At 44.9% G+C, this 18,705-nt stretch carries 14 protein-coding genes (1 of these 14 cut by a window edge); 7 read left to right on the top strand and 7 right to left on the bottom strand.

Translation table 11 applies throughout. The features are described 5' to 3' along the window. Both purL and tadA read right to left on the bottom strand, forming a co-directional pair. On the bottom strand, positions 1–3,501 hold the 5' portion of the coding sequence (gene purL, locus ONZ52_RS07065) for a phosphoribosylformylglycinamidine synthase (protein WP_265217966.1). Its footprint begins 399 nt before the window's first position; 3,501 of the gene's 3,900 nt are visible here — the first part of the coding sequence; it begins with the start codon at positions 3,499–3,501; its stop codon lies beyond the left edge, outside the window. Positions 3,502–3,610: 109 nt separating this feature from the next. Then, a complete protein-coding gene (gene tadA / locus ONZ52_RS07070) occupies positions 3,611–4,108 on the bottom strand; it encodes a tRNA adenosine(34) deaminase TadA (RefSeq protein WP_265217967.1) in 498 nt (165 codons plus the stop codon). A 122-nt stretch (positions 4,109–4,230) separates the two neighbouring features. Between tadA and ONZ52_RS07075 the strand changes: the two genes are divergently transcribed. After that, complete coding sequence (locus tag ONZ52_RS07075; protein ID WP_265217968.1) at positions 4,231–4,653, top strand: CBS domain-containing protein; 423 nt, start codon at positions 4,231–4,233, stop codon at positions 4,651–4,653. Here ONZ52_RS07075 and ONZ52_RS07080 read toward each other — a convergent pair. The 4 genes from ONZ52_RS07080 to ONZ52_RS07095 form a co-directional block, all read right to left on the bottom strand. Continuing rightward, positions 4,650–4,907 carry a cold-shock protein gene (locus ONZ52_RS07080; RefSeq protein ID WP_265217969.1) on the bottom strand — a complete coding sequence of 86 codons (258 nt, stop codon included), beginning with the start codon at positions 4,905–4,907 and terminating at the stop codon, positions 4,650–4,652. The two genes, ONZ52_RS07075 and ONZ52_RS07080, sit on opposite strands and share 4 nt — an antisense overlap. A gap of 79 nt (positions 4,908–4,986) precedes the next feature. Next, positions 4,987–7,770, bottom strand: coding sequence for a valine--tRNA ligase (locus ONZ52_RS07085; RefSeq protein WP_265217970.1), 2,784 nt, complete (start codon positions 7,768–7,770; stop codon positions 4,987–4,989). 131 nt (positions 7,771–7,901) lie between these two features. Further along, positions 7,902–8,324 carry a hypothetical protein gene (locus ONZ52_RS07090; protein WP_265217971.1) on the bottom strand — a complete coding sequence of 141 codons (423 nt, stop codon included), beginning with the start codon at positions 8,322–8,324 and terminating at the stop codon, positions 7,902–7,904. A 276-nt stretch (positions 8,325–8,600) separates the two neighbouring features. After that, complete coding sequence (locus ONZ52_RS07095; protein ID WP_265217972.1) at positions 8,601–10,061, bottom strand: leucyl aminopeptidase; 1,461 nt, start codon at positions 10,059–10,061, stop codon at positions 8,601–8,603. A 256-nt stretch (positions 10,062–10,317) separates the two neighbouring features. Between ONZ52_RS07095 and lptF the strand changes: the two genes are divergently transcribed. After that, on the top strand, positions 10,318–11,439 hold the full coding sequence (gene lptF, locus ONZ52_RS07100) for an LPS export ABC transporter permease LptF (protein WP_265217973.1): 1,122 nt from the start codon (positions 10,318–10,320) through the stop codon (positions 11,437–11,439). Positions 11,440–11,444: 5 nt separating this feature from the next. Continuing rightward, positions 11,445–12,518 (top strand): LPS export ABC transporter permease LptG, encoded by a 1,074-nt coding sequence (gene lptG / locus ONZ52_RS07105; RefSeq protein WP_265217974.1) that lies wholly within the window; start codon positions 11,445–11,447, stop codon positions 12,516–12,518. Positions 12,519–12,538: 20 nt separating this feature from the next. On the opposite strand, the gene ONZ52_RS07110 is transcribed toward lptG, so the two are convergent. Further along, entirely contained in the window at positions 12,539–13,738 is a 1,200-nt protein-coding gene (locus tag ONZ52_RS07110; RefSeq protein WP_321160278.1) for an aminotransferase class I/II-fold pyridoxal phosphate-dependent enzyme, read from the bottom strand. 135 nt (positions 13,739–13,873) lie between these two features. Between ONZ52_RS07110 and dksA the strand changes: the two genes are divergently transcribed. The 4 genes from dksA (at position 13,874) to pcnB (ending at position 18,704) form a co-directional block, all read left to right on the top strand. Beyond that, a complete protein-coding gene (gene dksA / locus ONZ52_RS07115) occupies positions 13,874–14,308 on the top strand; it encodes an RNA polymerase-binding protein DksA (protein WP_111606847.1) in 435 nt (144 codons plus the stop codon). A gap of 174 nt (positions 14,309–14,482) precedes the next feature. Then, positions 14,483–15,223 carry a glutamate--tRNA ligase family protein gene (locus ONZ52_RS07120; protein ID WP_346433229.1) on the top strand — a complete coding sequence of 247 codons (741 nt, stop codon included), beginning with the start codon at positions 14,483–14,485 and terminating at the stop codon, positions 15,221–15,223. A 99-nt stretch (positions 15,224–15,322) separates the two neighbouring features. Beyond that, positions 15,323–16,708 (top strand): sigma-54-dependent transcriptional regulator, encoded by a 1,386-nt coding sequence (locus ONZ52_RS07125; RefSeq protein ID WP_265217975.1) that lies wholly within the window; start codon positions 15,323–15,325, stop codon positions 16,706–16,708. A 703-nt stretch (positions 16,709–17,411) separates the two neighbouring features. Beyond that, a complete protein-coding gene (gene pcnB, locus ONZ52_RS07130; protein WP_265217976.1) occupies positions 17,412–18,704 on the top strand; it encodes a polynucleotide adenylyltransferase PcnB in 1,293 nt (430 codons plus the stop codon). Position 18,705 lies beyond the last annotated feature (1 nt).

An 18,705-nucleotide genomic window follows, 5' to 3' on the forward strand; every position in this document is an offset into this window, starting at 1 on the left:
CGCAGACTGGTTACGAACAAATTTCGGCCAATGACCCGCACCAGGAATTAATTCGTATAAATTCGACAACATCTGACACCCATTACACACACCTAGCGTGAAAGTGTCAGGACGATTGAAGAAGGCTTTAAATTGCTCACGAGCAATTGGGTTGAAAAGGATAGACTTAGCCCAACCTTCACCCGCCCCCAATACGTCACCGTAAGAGAAACCACCACACGCCACTAAACCACTAAATTGATCTAGCGTTATGCGGCCAGAAAGAATATCACTCATGTGAACATCTACTGGTGTAAAGCCTGCTTTATGGAAAGCGGCAGCCATTTCTACCTGCCCATTTACGCCTTGCTCACGCAAAACAGCAATTTTAGGCTTAACACCAGAGGCAATAAATGCCGCTACGATGTCATCATTTTGATCAAAACGAACGTCAGCAGACAGACCAGGATCTTTTACATCCAACAAGTTATCGAATTCTTGCTGAGCCGATTCAGGGTTATCACGCAATGCTTGGATACGGTAGCTGGTTTCTGACCAGACACGCTGCCAATTAACGCGAGATTCTGCAAGTACCGTTTCGCCTGCGAAACGAATACTAATGTTATCGCCACCAGACAAGGTAGCAATAGAAGCGACAGCGACGCCTACTTTTGCATAAGCAGCAACGATAGTGGCCACATCGGATTCGTTCACTTGAATCACGGCACCCAACTCTTCACTAAATAATGCAGGTGCCACTTGTGTACGATCAGAAATAATCTCATCAAGATCGATATTCAGACCCAAATGACTCGCGAATGACATTTCGACCAAAGTCGCAAACAAACCACCATCTGAACGGTCATGGTATGCCAACAACTTACCGTCACTGTTTAACGCTTGAGTGGTATCAAAGAAACCAGCCAAAGCAGCTGCATCGTCTACATCTGGAGCTTGTTGACCAAGCTTGTTGTAAACCTGTGCAATAACAGAACCACCTAAGCGATTTTTACCGGCACCTAGATCCACCAGCAACAAACGCGTGTTGGCTTTATTTTGCAACTCTGGCGTGAGTGTTTTGCGCACATCGGCAACGGGAGCAAAAGCAGAAATAACCAAAGACAATGGCGAAGTAACGGCTTTTTCTTCGCCGTTTTCTTTCCATACAGTCTTCATAGACATAGAGTCTTTACCAACAGGAATCGCAATATCCAGTGCAGGACATAGCTCCATACCCACTGCTTTTACAGTTTGGTAAAGTTTTTCGTCTTCCCCTTCGTGACCAGCAGCGGCCATCCAGTTTGCAGACAGTTTAATGTGTTTACGTTTGGTAATTTGCGCCGCTGCTAAGTTAGTCAGGGCTTCGCCTACTGCCATACGACCAGATGCAGGCGCATCTAACAAGGCCACTGGAGTACGTTCCCCCATGGTCATGGCTTCACCCGTGTAGCTTTCTAGGGACGAGGTAGTTACCGCTACGTCGGCCACTGGAACCTGCCAAGGCCCTACCAACTGATCACGCGCCACCATACCCGTTATAGAACGGTCACCGATGGTAATTAGGAAATTTTTACTCGCCACCGTTGGCAAACTAAGAACACGCTTAGCAGCATCAGCGAGATCCACATTTTCAGCGGTAAAGTCATCACCAGAAATAATAGCTTTTTTCGCTTCACGATGCATTTTGGGTGGCTTGCCAAACAACACAGACATTGGCAAATCAACAGGCTTGTTGTTGAAATGAGGATCGGCCACTTCAAGGTGCATCTCTTCTTTTGCATCACCAACAATGGCAAACGGACAACGTTCACGCTCACAAATTGCCGTGAACTCTTCAATACGGTCTGGAGAAACGGCCATAACGTAGCGTTCTTGCGATTCGTTACACCAGATTTCCAGTGGCGACATGCCAGGCTCATCATTGAGAACCTTGCGCAAATCAAAGTTACCACCGCGCTCGCCGTCTTTTACCAATTCAGGTAAAGCATTCGATAAACCGCCCGCACCCACGTCATGGATAAAGCTAATTGGGTTCTTGTCGCCCAACTGCCAGCAGCGGTCGATCACTTCCTGACAACGACGCTCCATTTCTGGGTTGCCACGCTGTACAGAAGCAAAATCAAGATCTTCGTTACCATCAGCAGACGCCATGGAAGAGGCCGCACCGCCACCAAGACCGATCAACATCGCAGGACCACCAAGTACGATTAACTTAGCGCCCACTTTGATCTCTTGTTTTTCCACGTGATCACGACGGATATTACCAATACCACCAGCTAACATGATGGGCTTATGGTAACCACGCACTTCTTCTTGGGAAGGACCTTGGATTTTTTGCTCGAAAGTACGGAAGTAACCCAATAAGTTCGGACGACCAAATTCGTTATTAAACGCCGCACCACCTATCGGCCCTTCAATCATGATATCCAACGGTGTCACGATACGAGAAGGTTTGCCGTATTGGCTCTCCCATGGCTGTTCAAAACCAGGAATTTTTAGGTCTGACACAGTGTAACCGCTCAAACCTGCCTTTGGCTTGGCTCCTATACCTGTTGCACCCTCGTCACGAATCTCACCACCAGAACCGGTTGCCGCACCTGAGAAAGGGGCAATGGCCGTTGGGTGGTTATGAGTTTCAACTTTCATCAATATATCGATGTTTTCTTGGCTAAAGTCGTATTCGCGAGTCTCTGGTGATGGAAAGAAGCGTCCACCAAAATGGCCTTCCATTACAGCAGCGTTGTCTTTATAAGCAGACAAAGTACCATCTGGATTATGCTCGTGGGTATTCTTGATCATCTTAAACAAAGAGCGCTCTTGCTCTTCGCCATCAATCGTCCAAGACGCATTGAAGATCTTATGACGGCAATGCTCAGAGTTCGCTTGCGCAAACATCATCAGCTCTACATCGATTGGGTTACGACCCAACTCAATGAAAGATTCAACAAGGTAGTCAATTTCGTCTTCAGCAAGGGCAAGACCCAGCGTTTGGTTTGCCTCAACCAACGCCGCACGACCACCACCTAATACATCAACACTTGTCATCGGCGCAGGCTCTGCATGAGAGAACATGATCGCAGCGTCGCCTAATGCCGGAAGCACGCTTTCAGTCATGCGGTCATGCAACATGGCAGACAACAAGTCCAGTTCTTCTAGCGTTAAGGGCTGAGAACTATGGATAAAGTATTCCACGCCTCGTTCGACGCGAGATACGGCCGCAAGGCCACAGTTATGAAGAATATCGGTTGCTTTCGATGACCAAGGTGAAATCGTTCCTAAACGCGGAACCACTAGTACACTTTGATCAGATGAACTGACTTGGGAGGATTTAGGACCGTAGGCCAAAGCACGTTGTAGAACAGTTTCCTGCTCTGCCGTTAGCGTTTGATTATCAGCCAGCTCCACGAAATGGAGAAATTGCGCATCGACATCTGTGACAGACGGGATAGATGCTTGCATATTGGCTAATAACTTTGCCTTGCGAAACGCCGATAGCGCTGCGGAACCATGCAGAGTTAGCATGTTGAGTATTGCCTCACTTGGTAGTTTTGGGGAAATGGTGTGGGTATTTTAAATCAATGAAGCAAATAGAGGCTAGCAGAGTATGAAATTTCTACACCAAATGACGGAATTAATCGCCTAAATAGCCTCTTTTTGCCTGTTCCTTGAGCTTCTTTTTCTGCTCACGGCGGTATTGAAAGAATTGAGTCAGTTGTGCAGACGCTGTTTCGGCTAAGATCCCAGACTCAACTTTCACCTTATGATTGAGAAACACTGCCTGAAAAAAATACCCCTGACTTTCAACAACACCACTTTTCGGTTCCGTCGCCGCATAAACGACTCGATCGATACGGGCATGTACGATCGCACCCGCACACATGGAACAAGGCTCCAACGTCACATACAAAGTCGCGCCAGGAAGCCGATAATTATTCATCCGCTTACACGCATCACGAATCGCCTGAATCTCCGCGTGTGCGGTTGGGTCACAACATGAAATAGGAGAATTATAACCTTCACCAATGATTTCACCGTTAAGGACTACAATCGCCCCGACTGGAATTTCACTCTCTGATGCGGCTTTATCAGCCAATATGATGGCTCGCTCCATCCATTCTTGGTCTGTCATGTTTGATCTTCCTCAAGGCAGCACTATTACCTTAAATACATAATTGCCTTTAATAGGCAATCCACTCTACACTCAGCACTACTGTCAAAATAAACGCTGAAATAGAACAAGGAGATTCAGTCATGCGCACAGTGGCCGACCTGATGATTACCCATTTAATTACGTTAAGAGAAAACGATTCTTTAGCGAAAGCCAAAGCATTGATGCAAGAAAAAAACATTAGAAACATCCCCATCGTCAATGACTCGGGAGAATGTGTCGGCATGCTGACACAGCGTGAGTACCTACGCCATGCATTTCACTTAGTTAGCCAGTTTGGCACTCAACAACTGTCTAAAAAAGAGCAACAAACCCCCATAGCCAATGCCATGAACAAAGACATACTCACTGTAAGCCCTGAAACAGGTTTGGACATGGCCGCCGAATTCTTCATCGAAAACAAATATGGTTGTCTACCCGTTACTCAAGACAACAAATTGATCGGCATTCTTACGCCTGTCGACTTTGTCAAACTGGCGCATAAAATGCTGACCGAGTCGGCCTAAGCAGGCATCGCTTGTTTATTAGAGTCAGAGGAAGCGGATTGCGCCTCTTTCTCTACTCTCACATTCATCGCCTGTAAGCCAAAATCCGTGCTGGATAACTCGTAACTAACCGGCTGGCCTTTTCTTAATGTTTTATGTCCATCACAAGCGATTGATTTGTAGTGAACAAAAACATCGCTACCTTCTTCTCGTTTAATAAAACCTATTCCTTTGGCATCATTAAACCACTTAACCTTTCCTGTTAATCGCTCCATAACCATCGCCTCTTTTTTTATTTTTATTTAAAGTAAGCGCAAGGTCGAAAGTCAACATGGACTTTCGACCTCTCTGAGTTTACAAAGATGCAATACGGATCTTTTGCTCTTCTAATTTACTAACCGCCAGTTGCAAATCATCACACTTAGCACGTTCTTTCTCGACCACTTCTATTGGTGCCTTAGCCACAAAGCTGTCGTTTGAAAGCTTACCCTGTATACGCTCAAGGTCTTTTGTTGCCTTATCGATTTCTTTTTGCAGACGAGCTATTTCAGCGCCTTTATCGATCAAACCAGCCATGGGGACAAGCACTTCCATATCACCCACCAGGGCGGTTGCTGACATCGGCGCTTCATCACCCACATTTAGCCAAGTCACGGATTCTAGTTTTGCCAACGTTTGTAAGAAAGGACGGTTGGCATCCAAGCGTGTCTTGTCTTGATCAGAACCATTACGGAACAAAATAGCCAAGGGTTTAGAAGGAGAAATATTCATTTCTCCACGAATATTACGAATGCCTTCAATAACGCCTTTTAACCATTCAACATCCGCTTCGGCTTGTACGTCTATTTTTGCCTCATCGGCTGAAGGGTATTTACCCAGCATCACAGTCTCGCCTTCTATGCCAGCAAGAGGGGCAACACGCTGCCAAATTTCTTCGGTCAAAAATGGCATCATCGGATGAGCAAGACGTAAAAAAGCTTCCAATACACGAACCAAAGTACGACGCGTACCCGTCAATTGCGCGGCCGTCGCGTTTTCGTCCCACAGTACCGGCTTAGATAACTCCAAATACCAATCACAGTATTCGTGCCACATAAATTCATACAATGCTTGAGAAGCCAAATCAAAACGATGTGTATCAAAAGCACGATTAACCGCGTCCTCAGCACGCTGCAGGCGAGAAATAATCCACTTATCAGCCAAAGACAATTCAACCTCTGCGCCATGCTGACCGCAATCTTGATCTTCTGTATTCATCAAGACATAACGCGTTGCGTTCCAAATCTTGTTACAGAAATTGCGATACCCTTCCAGACGATTAAGATCAAATTTAATGTCTCGACCACCGGACGCCAACGAGCAAAGCGTAAAACGCAATGCATCGGTACCGTAAGCTTGAATGCCCTCTGGGTAAGTTTCGCGAGTATTCTTCTCAACTTTTTCAGCCAAACGAGGCTGCATCATGCCAGAAGTACGCTTCGCCACTAAAGACTCAATATCAATACCATTGATCAAATCCAATGGATCGATTACGTTGCCTTTGGATTTAGACATTTTATCGCCACGTTCATCACGGATTAACCCCGTAATATAGACGGTTTTGAAAGGTACTTTATTGGTAAACTTCAACGTCATCATAATCATTCTGGCTACCCAGAAGAAAATAATGTCAAAGCCTGTTACTAATACATCGGATTCACTGAATTCTTTAAAATCTTGCGTTTCTTCTGGCCAACCTTGCGTTGCAAAGGTCCAAAGAGCGGATGAGAACCATGTATCTAGTACGTCCTCATCTTGAGTCAATTTAAGCTCTGCTGCCAAACCATATTTGGCTCGAACCTCATCTTCACTCTTACCAACATAATGTTTGCCATCAGCATCGTACCAAGCAGGGATTTGATGCCCCCACCAAAGTTGACGAGAAATACACCAATCCTGAAGATCACGCATCCAAGCAAAGTAGGTGTTTTCCCACTGCTTAGGCACAAATTGAATGTCACCATTCTCAACGGCTTCAATCGCTGGTTTAGCCAATGACTCGACTGCCACATACCACTGCTGAGTCAAATATGGTTCGATCACGGTGTTACCACGTTCACCACGTGGCACTTTTAACTTGTGATCAACCACTTTCTCAAGCAAACCAAGCGCATCAAAGTCAGCAACAACCGCTTTGCGAGCATCAAAACGATCCATACCACGGTATTTTTCTGGTGCGGTATCATTAATAGCCGCATCGTCAGTCAAAATATTGATCAATGGCATGTCGTGGCGTTTGCCAACTTCATAGTCATTAAAATCATGGGCTGGGGTAATTTTCACACAGCCAGTACCAAACTCTTTGTCTACGTATTCATCGGCGACAATCGGGATACGACGACCAACCAATGGCAACTCAACAAACTTACCAACAATATCCGCAAAGCGCTCATCATCCGGCGCCACGGCCACCGCAGCATCACCAAACATAGTTTCAGGGCGCGTTGTCGCCACAACAATATAATCTTTCCCGTCGGCCGTTTTCACGCCGTCCGCCAATGGATAGCGGAAATACCACATGAAGCCATTTTCTTCTTCAGAAACCACTTCAAGATCAGAGATGGCCGTGTGCAGAACCGGATCCCAGTTTACTAGGCGCTGACCACGATAAATAATGCCTTCATCAAATAAACGCACAAACACTTCTTGAACCGCCGCAGACATACCAGGGTCCATTGTGAAGCGTTCTTTTTCCCAAGCAACTGAGTCACCTAAGACACGCATTTGGTCTGAAATCGTACCGCCAGATTGCGCTTTCCATTCCCATACTTTTTCAAGGAATTTCTCACGCCCCAAATCATGACGGGTAATATTTTGAGCGGCTAACTGACGCTCAACCACCATTTGAGTGGCAATACCAGCATGATCAGAACCTGGCTGCCACAATGTGCGACTGCCTTTCATACGTTCACGACGAATCATTGCATCCATTAAGGTATGCTGAAAAGCATGCCCCATGTGTAAACTGCCAGTGACGTTTGGCGGAGGTATCATGATAGAGAATGGAGAACCGTTGCCTTGAGGGGAAAAATATCCGCCCTCTTCCCAACGTTGATAAATAGGCTGTTCAATACTTTGAGGTTGGTAGGTCTTTTCCATTATGATGTCTTAAGGCTCTTATGTAGCAATCAATTGTAAGTTGAAGAATTATAGCGTGTCATAACCAGATAAAGAATAACACGTGGAGAATTAAGCCGTCTGCCGACGTGTTACACGACTGTTGTTTTGCATTACTCTTTTTTTGTTTCAGCTGCGTCCTGCAATGCCTGCATCACTTCCGATACCAACTCAGGCAAACGCCGCTCGAGCACGCTAGCAATGGTTTTAGCGATTAACGCTTGTGATAACGGCGATTCATCTACGATATCGTTGAGTGTAAGCACATCATCCATATCGTCATCATGCGTGCCCTCTGCGGAATCGCTAGAAAAGTCATGATCTTCAAGCAAGTCTTTCTCAGACTGCATACCATACTCTTCAGGCTCATCAAGTGGTTGCGCTGAATGTACTGACTTGTCCGAAGACACAGGCACTGTTTCCGCAACAATGTCCATCAGAATAGGAATGTCATCTTGATTGCGCAAAGCAGAGATCAAGGTTTCTTCATCTGGCTCAAAAACACCGTCATCATATTGAGTGGCTAAATCTGACATAGGAAAAACCAATATTAAGAAAGCAAAATACAACGGCCAAGCAAGCAAGACCACTTAACCTATCATTTATAACCCTCAACTTTCGCACTGAAGAACACAAAAGTCTACCCCAATGGATAAAAGCTAGTCATCAATATCGCTAGGATAAAAATAACACTTTAATCCAATTCATCTTCCTCTGCGCTAGAACGCGATTGAACCATTGCCATAAAAAAAGCAGGGACAAATAATTGTACCTGCTTTTGTACGTCACTGTTTTAAAATGACGGTAGAAGCTTAGGATTTCGCCAGCAAATAACGCGTTAACAACGCAACAGGGCGACCACTTGCCCCTTTGGCTGCACCACCCGTCCACGCAGTACCTGCAATGTCCAAATGCGCCCAAGGGTAAGATCCTGCAAAACGGGACAAGAAACACGCCGCCGTAACAGAACCGGCTTCAGGTCCACCAATGTTAGCGATATCTGCAAAGTTGCTATCAAGCTGTTGTTGATACTCTTCGTCTAACGGCATTTGCCAAATTTTGTCCGCAGCAACATGACTGGCTGCCTTCAACTCAACCGCCAGATCATCATTGTTCGCGTACATGCCTGAATTCACACCACCCAAAGCCACCACACAAGCGCCCGTAAGTGTCGCAATATCAACCACTGATTTAGGCTTGAAGCGCTCAATATAAGTCAAAGCATCACAAAGCACCAAACGGCCTTCAGCATCGGTATTCAAAATCTCTACCGTCTGACCAGACATGGTTTTCACAATATCGCCAGGCTTAGTAGCACGGCCACTAGGCATATTCTCCGCCGCCGCAATCACCGCTGTAAAGTTCAGCTTTGGTTTTAACTCACAAATCGCTTTCATCGTACCGAAAACACTTGCGGCACCGCACATGTCATATTTCATTTCATCCATTTTTGGACCAGGCTTCAAGGAAATACCGCCAGTATCAAAAGTAATACCTTTCCCTAGAAGAACATGAGGTGCCTCGTCTTCTGCACCACCGCGATAGTTCATCACGATCAAATAACTCGGCTGATCACTACCATGCCCCACGGACAACAAGCAATGCATGCCTAGTTCATCCATTTTGCTTTCATCTAGCAACTCAACACCGATACTGTATTCTTCACCTAACTGCTGCGCTTTAGACGCTAAATAACTTGGTGTACAAACGTTACCAGGCAAATTGCCAAGTTGACGAGCAAAAGCCGAACCTTTCGCCGTCGCCGTACCAATAGCCAAAGCCGCTTCATCGCTACCCTCTAACAATAGCGACTCAACTTTTGTTGTTTTCTCAGCATCATCTTTCTTAAAGCCAAGGAAGTTGTAAAAACCTTCATTCAACCACTGGGCAACCAGCGTCAATACATCAGACTGAGAGCGATTTTTTAACACAAGCCCAGCACTGGCAACAGCAACCGATGCGAATGGTAAACCTTTAATTTGTGCCGCTACCGCTGCCACCACTTTACGAGCTTGCATATCGCTCAGCTGAGCGTCTTTACCAATCCCCACTAATAGCACAGCTTGCGCAAAGTCTTGTGACACACCTGGCAATAATAGCGTTTGCGCTACACCACCTTTAAAGACACCCGTTTCGCGTAATTGTGAAACTTGCCCATTAGCATTCTCATCAATCCAAGCGGTTGACTCAGGAAAGTCACCCTCACTTGGAACAAATGTAACAAGCAAATCCGCTTGTACGGTAGATAAGCGATCAAATAACGCCATATTCATGAAAAAAACCTCAATAAAATAACTTTAAGACGGTGGTGCAAGACGAAAATTGAACAAATATACGATAAAAACGCCACTATAATCTGCGTTAATACGCTATTTTTCAGACTATCATCATTCTTCTATCTAAGAACAGCGTCGTCATGCAAAGGCCTCACTTTAAAAAAAACTGGATAATAACCTTCTTACCACGAGATAATGGGGGCTTTAGATATGTAATCAACTCTACGCTCAATAAAGCAGAATCCATCCAGAGGTGACTTTGAGACTATTCAGATACTTAGCGAAAGAAGTGCTTGTGTCAACCATTGGCGTGACGCTTATTTTATTGCTCGTTATTCTAAGTGGACGAATTTCCAACTACTTGGGCCGCATAGCCGAAGGAAAAATGACCTTCGAATTTCTATTCGTTATTCTTGGTTATCATGTGCCGAGTTTCGTTCAGATGATCCTACCTCTCGCGTTTTTCCTATCTTTGTTATTGGCATTCGGACGCCTGTACATAGAAAATGAAATGTCCGTTTTATTTTCTAGCGGCATTAGCAAAGTCAAATTGGCAGGCTACACACTTGGCATTGCCTGCATCATCGGAGCCGTTAGTGCCACCATTAACTTTTGGATAGCACCTTTAAGTGAATACCGCGCTGCTGAAGCCTCCGAGGCACAGAATCAATTGTCTGCTTTCGATTTTTTGATACCCGGCCGCTTTGAGGGTAGCGGACAGCGCACCACTTATCTCGATAGCTTCACGCCAGACGAAGGATGGATGAAACAAATTTTCATTTCGGACGTCGTTCGTAAAAAAGACCAGAACATTCCTACACAAACCTTGGCGGCTTATGCAGAACAAATACGCATTAGCTCTGAAGGTAATCAAACCTATCTTGTGTTTAAAGACGGCACCCGATATGAAGGCAAACCTGGTACAGCTAATTATCGCATCACCTACTTCGATACCTACGCCATTCGCATGGAAAACCAAGGCAGTAATGTCATTGATGACCCTTATACACGAAGCACCCTAGCACTAATAAAAAGTCAAAAACTGGCAGACAAAGTTGAACTCCAATGGCGCACTTCATTGGTTGTTATGATCCCTATTCTTGCCATCATTGGGCTTTCGTTAAGCCAAGTAAACCCAAGACAAGGGCGCTTCTTCAAGATGTTACCCGCCATTCTTTTAATGATACTGTATATCGCCCTTCTCATTTGGGGACGCACGGCACTAGAAAAAGGCAAACTCCCCATTCAGCTTGGTCTGTGGTGGATACACGGCCTATTCATGCTCGTCGCAGCGCTGCTTTTCGCACAATACAACCAAGTCTTTGAACGCCGCAAAGCCAGACTCCCTAACATAGCGGATGCAAAAAACGAGTAATTGATATGAATAGAATAGATAGATACATTGGCAACAGCGTTTTATGGGGCTTCTTGATTGTTGCGGTTGTTCTGCTTGGGTTGGATTTTGCACTCACTTTTATAGAGCAAATTAAAAAAGTCAACGACAACTACACACTGCAATCTTTATTGCAAGTTATCGTGTATCGTTTACCTGGCAAACTCGCAGAATACATTCCGATCGCTTCCCTTATCGGCACCTTAATGGGATTAGGCACTCTTGCCGCGACCTCTGAATTGACCGTTATGCGGGCAGCAGGCATGCCAATTTGGCGTATTGGTTTTGCCGCTTGCCAACCTATCTTACTCGTTTCCTTATTAGGCATGGGGATTTCAGAGTTTGTTGCACCAACCGCTGAACAAAAAGCCAATTTGATTGAAAAATTCAAAGACCAAGAAACTGGCACGTTCTCACTCAGCGGTGGCGTGTGGCTAAAAGCCGACAATAACTTCGTCTATATCGATGCGGCCGATGACACAGGAACACTGTATGGGATAGAGATTTTCGCCCCAAATCAACAACAAGGACTGCAGCAACTGGCCTACACTAAAAGCGCCACCACAGCAAAACACATACAAGGATCAACCTGGCAGCTTAATGACGTAACAGAAACCGTCTTTTTTCCCGACCGTATCGAAACCCAAAGCACCCCACATGCTGAGTGGAACGTTAGCATCACACCAGAAAATTTATTTTTGGCATCACAAGACCCAGAAACACTGTCTCTTAGCCAATTATTGAATTATCAAACTTACCTGCACCAAGAAAAACTCGACGCGTCACAATACGAACTGGAATTTTGGATCACCACCTTACGCCCTGCAGCCTCCTTAGCACTGGTGCTGGTAGCACTTTCTAGCGTCTTTGGCCCTCTTCGATCCTCCACGATGGGCGGACGGATTTTTTCGGGCGTGATCATAGGTTTAGCCTTTCAAAATGCACTGAACTTATTTGGAAGAATGAGTGTTGCGGTCAGTTTTCCGCCCATTATAGGTGTCAGCATACCGATTATTATCTGTTTATTAGCTGGCATTATACTCGTAAGACGTAGAGGCTAACCCTACGTCTTACCGCAACATCAAGAGACAATAAAGCGCGCAATTCTCGCGAGCGCCTCTTGCAACCTAGACTCGTCACAAGTGTAAGCAAACCGCACATATTTATGAGCGTCCTTGATGCCGAAATCAGCCCCTGGTGTGAGTGCCACCTTTTCTGTTTCCAACAAGGCCAAACACCAAGCCATCGCATCTTGTGTTACTCCAGACACATCAACATACACATAAAAAGCCCCGTGAGCTGGCGCGACAACAGGCAGCCCTATTGCTTTTAATCCGGCCAGCAAAACGAGACGTCTAGCGTTTAAGATTTGGCGACGCTCTTCACACTCAGCCAATACATCGGGTTCAAATGCACGAATCGCTGCATACTGAGACACGCTTGGTGCAGCAATGAATAGGTTTTGCGCCAACTTTGTCGCCCCCTCAATCGCCCAGTCAGGAACAACCAACCACCCAAGCCGCCACCCTGTCATGGCAAAATATTTTGAGAAACTGTTCACAACAAAAATATCGTCTGAAATAGACAAGGCCGTGAAGTCGTCGCCTTCATAAACCAATCCTTGATAAATTTCATCGACCAGCAAATGGCCACCCAACTCATTCACTTTTGTCCACGCATCCGAAAGATAGGATTGACTGAGTACCGCACCAGTTGGATTAGAAGGCGAAGCAAGCCAAAGCCCTGCTGTATTCAACCCCCAATGCTGACCTAACGTACTCAAATCCATTTCAAAACCATCTTCGGGCGTTGTTTCGACCAACTTGGCTTTTGCACCAGACTGGATCAAAAAATGACGATTACATGGATAACATGGATCTGGCATCAACACGTCTTCCCCAGCATTCACCATCAGCGAGGCCATCAATAATAAAGCGCCAGACGCACCAGGCGTAACAATGATTCGTTCTGGCGCGACGCTAACCCGATAGCGGCTACTATAATAGTCACTAATTGCGCACTTAAGTTCTGGCAACCCAGTAGCTGAGGTATAACCCGTCTTACCCTGCTTAATAGCCGCGATACCGGCATCAGCAACGGCTTCTACGGCAACAAAATCAGGCTCACCAATCTCAAGGTGGATTACATCCTCGCCTTGCGATTGCAACTGTTTCGCTCTAGCCAATACCGCCATTACCTGAAAGGGTGCAATTTGCTCAACCCTTGCTGCTAACTTATGCCTTTCCATCCAGCTTTCTCTACCTTTCTCTACCTGTTTCAAAAATATCGCGACATTTTACGCAAAAAATGTGGTTAACGAGCACATTATCTGGTAAGTTTCCGCCCGAAAATAAATCACCTAATTTTATTGGTTACAGGCTACCACAATGGAAACCTGCGAAGTGAGGCAATGCGTATGCCAAATATGAACCCTGAGTCATTAATGAAAGACTTCACTCCTTATGTTGCTAAGGATGGCGAAGAATACATGAACGAGAACCAGTTGGCGCACTTTAAAAGCATCCTACTCAACTGGAAACAAAATCTGATGGAAGAGGTTGATCGTACTGTTCACCATCTGAAAGAAGAAGCTGTGAATTATGCCGATCCAAACGACCGAGCGAGCCAAGAGGAAGAGTTTAGCCTAGAACTTCGCGCACGTGATCGTGAACGTAAACTGGTTAAAAAGATCTCTCAAACGATCGAGTTAATTGATAACGACGATTATGGCTATTGCGAAGAGTGTGGCATTGAAATCGGCATTCGCCGCTTAGAAGCTCGCCCAACAGCGACTATGTGTATTGATTGCAAGACACTCGCGGAAATTAAAGAGAGACAAATCGGCGGCTAACGCTAAGTACTTGAGAACAGTGCCTAATTACGCCAATACCCTTATGCCTCTCTATCGTGGCCGTTTTGCACCTTCGCCAACCGGTCCACTCCATTTTGGCTCGCTAGTCAGCGCATTAGCGAGCTATTTGGATGCCAAAAAAACCGTGGATCATGGGTTATTCGCCTTGAAGACGTGGACGGCACACGCTGCAAAACAGAATTTGCCGAACAGATTGTACATACCCTTCACAGCTACCAGCTTTTTTCCGATCAAGACATTCGAATACAAAGCCAGCATAGCGACATCTACGAACATTATTTATCAGTACTAAAACAACATGGACATGTTTTTCCATGCAATTGCACCAGACAATCTCTCGCTCAAAATGATGGCAACCATCCACTCGAGTGTGCAAGTACTACCAAAGAACCACACTCATGGCGACTAAAAACCAGTGCAACTATTTATCAATGCCAAGATCTCATCCAGAACACCCTCATTTTTACTGACGACCTTAAATACCCACCAGTACTGAAACGAAAAGATGGTTTTTTCTCCTATCAGCTGGCCGTCGTGGTTGACGATCACCTACAAAATATTACCCACCTTGTCAGAGGTGCAGATTTAATCGAGACCACCGCCCAACAACTTCACCTTTATCATCTCTTTGGCTGGACACCACCAAATGTCTGTCACATTCCACTTATCACCAATCACTTTGGTGATAAAATCAGCAAACAAAACCATGCTAAACCCATTGAAAATGGTCACTTACCCACCTTATTACGGGCACTCCACTACCTCAACATTGACCTAGCAAACCCTTCCTCGATCGCAGAAGCTCTATCACTGTCCATACAAGCCTGGAACCCCGAAAAATTAAGGGGAATTAAAGAACTTCCATTGCAGGAGCAAGACCTACATTTCATCTAAGTAGCGGTCAGCATAATCCATCAATTTAAGAAAAGGCACTCTCGACCAAAAAGTTCGCATGTGTATAATCGTTACAACAGTTACAAGAGGTGACACTCAATGCACAGCATAATGATCATTTGCCCTGACCATTCCCCACTTAAAGAATCCGAAAAATGGTTATCTCGCTATGGCTTCCAAGTTAATACCAGCCAATCCTTAGAGCAGGCAAAAAAATATTATGAGCTATCAGAATTTAATCTTCTGCTTATCGATCAAGAAGCCATTCAACACCTAAACAGCCATACAGAACTGCCCAACCAACCTCGTCGTATTGTACTTGATACCAAAGCCAGTCTAAGCACAGGTGTTAATAGCATGGCACAAGGGGCGGTTTTCTATCTGCCGCTACCAACTGACTCAGAGACACTTCTCAAACATGTCGTAAACGTACTTGAACAAGATGATGCTCCAAACATAACGCCATCCGCTCAAACACCCCCCAACCAGCAAATCACAAAAGAAGAGGCGCTAACCTTAGGCACACCAGGCAGCGGCATTATTGGCCAGTCCCCATTAATGCAAGACTTGTTTAGTGACATGCGTAAAATTGCTGGCACCGATGTGACCGTATTGATTCGCGGGGAGTCTGGAACAGGTAAAGAACTGGTCGCCAAAGCGCTACACAATCTCAGCCGCCGCCACAACCATCCTATCATCAGTGTAAACTGTGCCGCCATTCCAGAAAACCTAATAGAATCAGAGCTTTTTGGTCATGAAAAAGGGGCGTTCACAGGCGCAAACTCATCCCATGACGGTTTAATTTACGCTGCTGATAAGGGCACGCTCTTTCTCGATGAAATTGGTGAATTACCTCTCGAGGCCCAAGCAAGACTGTTGCGCGTTCTTCAGGAGGGTGAAATTCGAAAAGTCGGTGCAACACAATCGACCAAGGTCAATATTCGATTAATTACCGCCACACATAGAGATTTAATCGCCATGGTCAAACAAGGGCTATTCCGCGAGGATTTATACTACCGACTCTATGTGATGGAGCTGTTGTTACCACCACTAAGAGATAGAGGCGATGACATCTCCATGCTGGCTCAAATTCTTCTTGAGAAAGCCTGTCAGAAGCACAACAAGCCCATTTACAGCTACAACCGAACATTCGATAAAGCCATCCGCGCACATAATTGGCCAGGTAATGTGCGCGAACTAGAAAATGCCATTGAAAGAGCTGTTATTCTTAGTCCACTAGAACGGGTCGAAGCCGCTAATTTAAAACTCGCTAGCCAGCAAAACACTAGCCACACTACAGATTCAGCAGCAAGCAATGCCCATTTGCCCAAAGGAACAACGCTCGACGATTATTTTAAGCATTTCGTACTAACGCACCAACACAAGATGACTGAAACCCAACTTGCACATTCTTTGGGCATATCAAGAAAAAGCTTATGGGAAAGACGACAAAAACTAGCAATACCCAAAAAAGTAACAACATAAAGGTAACACTTGATACCAAAATACCCAAAAAATATTCAAAAAACTGTAAAGAAAATGAACAGAAACACACTAAAACTCAATGAAATCAGCACTTTATTATTTTTGGCACAACAAATGCCTTATATATGACACAACGATAAGAAGATTGACCAAGAATAAAAATAAGTTAATCGTCGTATGTAAGTTCTTAAAAATAAAAATAACAACTAAGAACACCGTGACCTCTTCAAATAAAAATAAAAATTTGAGGTCATGGATGGAAAATCGCTTTGGATAATTGATTTTTTTAGATATACAAGCCTTCGGGCAATGAAAACAATGCAACAATAAAAATAAAACTTGAGTAGAACTGCAGAAGCAGCACCCACTTTGTTTTCGGAACTAGTATCTTCATGTATCCAAAGCGATTATTTTATTTACTCATCAGTAAATAAGTAATAGTCATATAAATACCTACCCTTTTCAACATATCAAAATCACCTAAATACAACCTTTATTCGTGTAACTTTACTTTATCACGTGTAGAATGCCCTTTTCGTTAACTTTAAAATTTGTTGTCCAATGCTTACAGGATTAAAATCTCTGGTACGTAAAGCTACCTCACTGTTTGCCTCACCAAAGGCACAGACTTACCCTATTGTCATACCTCGTAGCGATCACAGCTTATCTCGACAAGACTTGAGCTCCCAATGCTGTTAAAGTATTGTATCGCTTAAACAAAGCTGGCTACGATGCTTACCTTGTCGGTGGCTGTGTACGAGATCATTTAATTGGCATAGAGCCAAAAGACTTCGATGTGGTCACTAACGCCACACCAGAGCAAGTACACAATATTTTCTCTAATTCCAGACTGATCGGTCGCCGCTTTAAACTAGTCCACGTGACATTTGGCCGAGAAATCATTGAAGTTTCCACCTTTAGAGCAAATTCAGCACAAGATGACGATGATGACGACACACCAACCACGTCATTGAAAGGCAAAGATTCGGCTCGTTCAGCTCATGGTATTGTACTGCGTGACAACGTCTACGGCAGTATCGAAGAAGATGCTGAGCGCCGTGATTTCACCTTTAACGCCTTGTATTACAATGTCCAAGACTTCAGTATTCATGACTTCTGTGGCGGTCTAAAAGACATCGAACTCAGACAAATTCGAATCATCGGAGATGCACGCCAACGTTATCAAGAAGACCCCGTTCGGATGCTGCGCGCGATTCGATTTGCTGGTAAATTAGGCTTTGAGATCGAAGCTGAAACTGCAGCACCAATCAAAGAAATGGCACACCTACTGGATCACATTCCGCCAGCACGTTTATTTGAAGAAGTATTAAAGCTTCTAGGCAGTGGTAATGGCATTGAAACGTTCCACCTATTACGCCAATACGGTTTATTTCGTTACTTATTTCCCGATACTGACGCCTTGTTACAAAGCGGCTGGAAACGTAATGATATCGATCCAGAAGCCTTTATACTTCAGGGCTTAAAAAACACCGACGACAGAATCCAGAGTGGAAAAACCACTGCGCCATATTTTTTATACGCTGTCCTATTGTGGCCAAGCGTGACATTGCGTCATGAAGAATTCCAAGCGCAAGGCATGCCAGCCACACCGGCATTGCATCAAGCAGCCAATATGGTGTTAGACAATCAAGTCGCTTCGACCGCCATTCCGCGTCGATTCTCCACACCAATGCGTGAAATCTGGGATATGCAATATCGTCTTCCCAAACGCTATGGCAAACGTGCCTTTCTACTGCTTGAGCACCCACGCTTTCGTGCCAGTTTTGACTTTTTGCTCATACGCGAATTAAGTGGAACAGAGCTAGATGGATTGGGCGATTGGTGGGAAAAATTCCAGCACGGCACAGAAAGCCAACAGAGAGAATTGATTAAAAGCATTGATAACTTTGCTAACGATAAAGAAGGCCCTAAAAAACGCCGCCCTCGTCGTCGTAAGAAAAGTAACGCACCACAAAGAGAAACATTTGACGAGTAAG

It is taken from the genome of Marinomonas rhodophyticola (assembly GCF_026113935.1).
GTDB classification, from domain to species: Bacteria; Pseudomonadota; Gammaproteobacteria; order Pseudomonadales; family Marinomonadaceae; genus Marinomonas; species Marinomonas rhodophyticola.

Bases quoted from the DNA above. Each gene is read 5' to 3' on its own strand.
- ONZ52_RS07090 (WP_265217971.1), bottom strand. From the start codon at position 8,324: ATGTCAGATTTAGCCACTCAATATGATGACGGTGTTTTTGAGCCAGAT.
- tadA (WP_265217967.1), bottom strand. From the start codon at position 4,108: ATGACAGACCAAGAATGGATGGAGCGAGCCATCATATTGGCTGATAAA.
- lptG (WP_265217974.1), top strand. From the start codon at position 11,445: ATGAATAGAATAGATAGATACATTGGCAACAGCGTTTTATGGGGCTTC.
- ONZ52_RS07075 (WP_265217968.1), top strand. From the start codon at position 4,231: ATGCGCACAGTGGCCGACCTGATGATTACCCATTTAATTACGTTAAGA.
- dksA (WP_111606847.1), top strand. From the start codon at position 13,874: ATGCCAAATATGAACCCTGAGTCATTAATGAAAGACTTCACTCCTTAT.
- ONZ52_RS07085 (WP_265217970.1), bottom strand. From the start codon at position 7,770: ATGGAAAAGACCTACCAACCTCAAAGTATTGAACAGCCTATTTATCAA.
- ONZ52_RS07125 (WP_265217975.1), top strand. From the start codon at position 15,323: ATGCACAGCATAATGATCATTTGCCCTGACCATTCCCCACTTAAAGAA.
- ONZ52_RS07095 (WP_265217972.1), bottom strand. From the start codon at position 10,061: ATGAATATGGCGTTATTTGATCGCTTATCTACCGTACAAGCGGATTTG.
- ONZ52_RS07080 (WP_265217969.1), bottom strand. From the start codon at position 4,907: ATGGAGCGATTAACAGGAAAGGTTAAGTGGTTTAATGATGCCAAAGGA.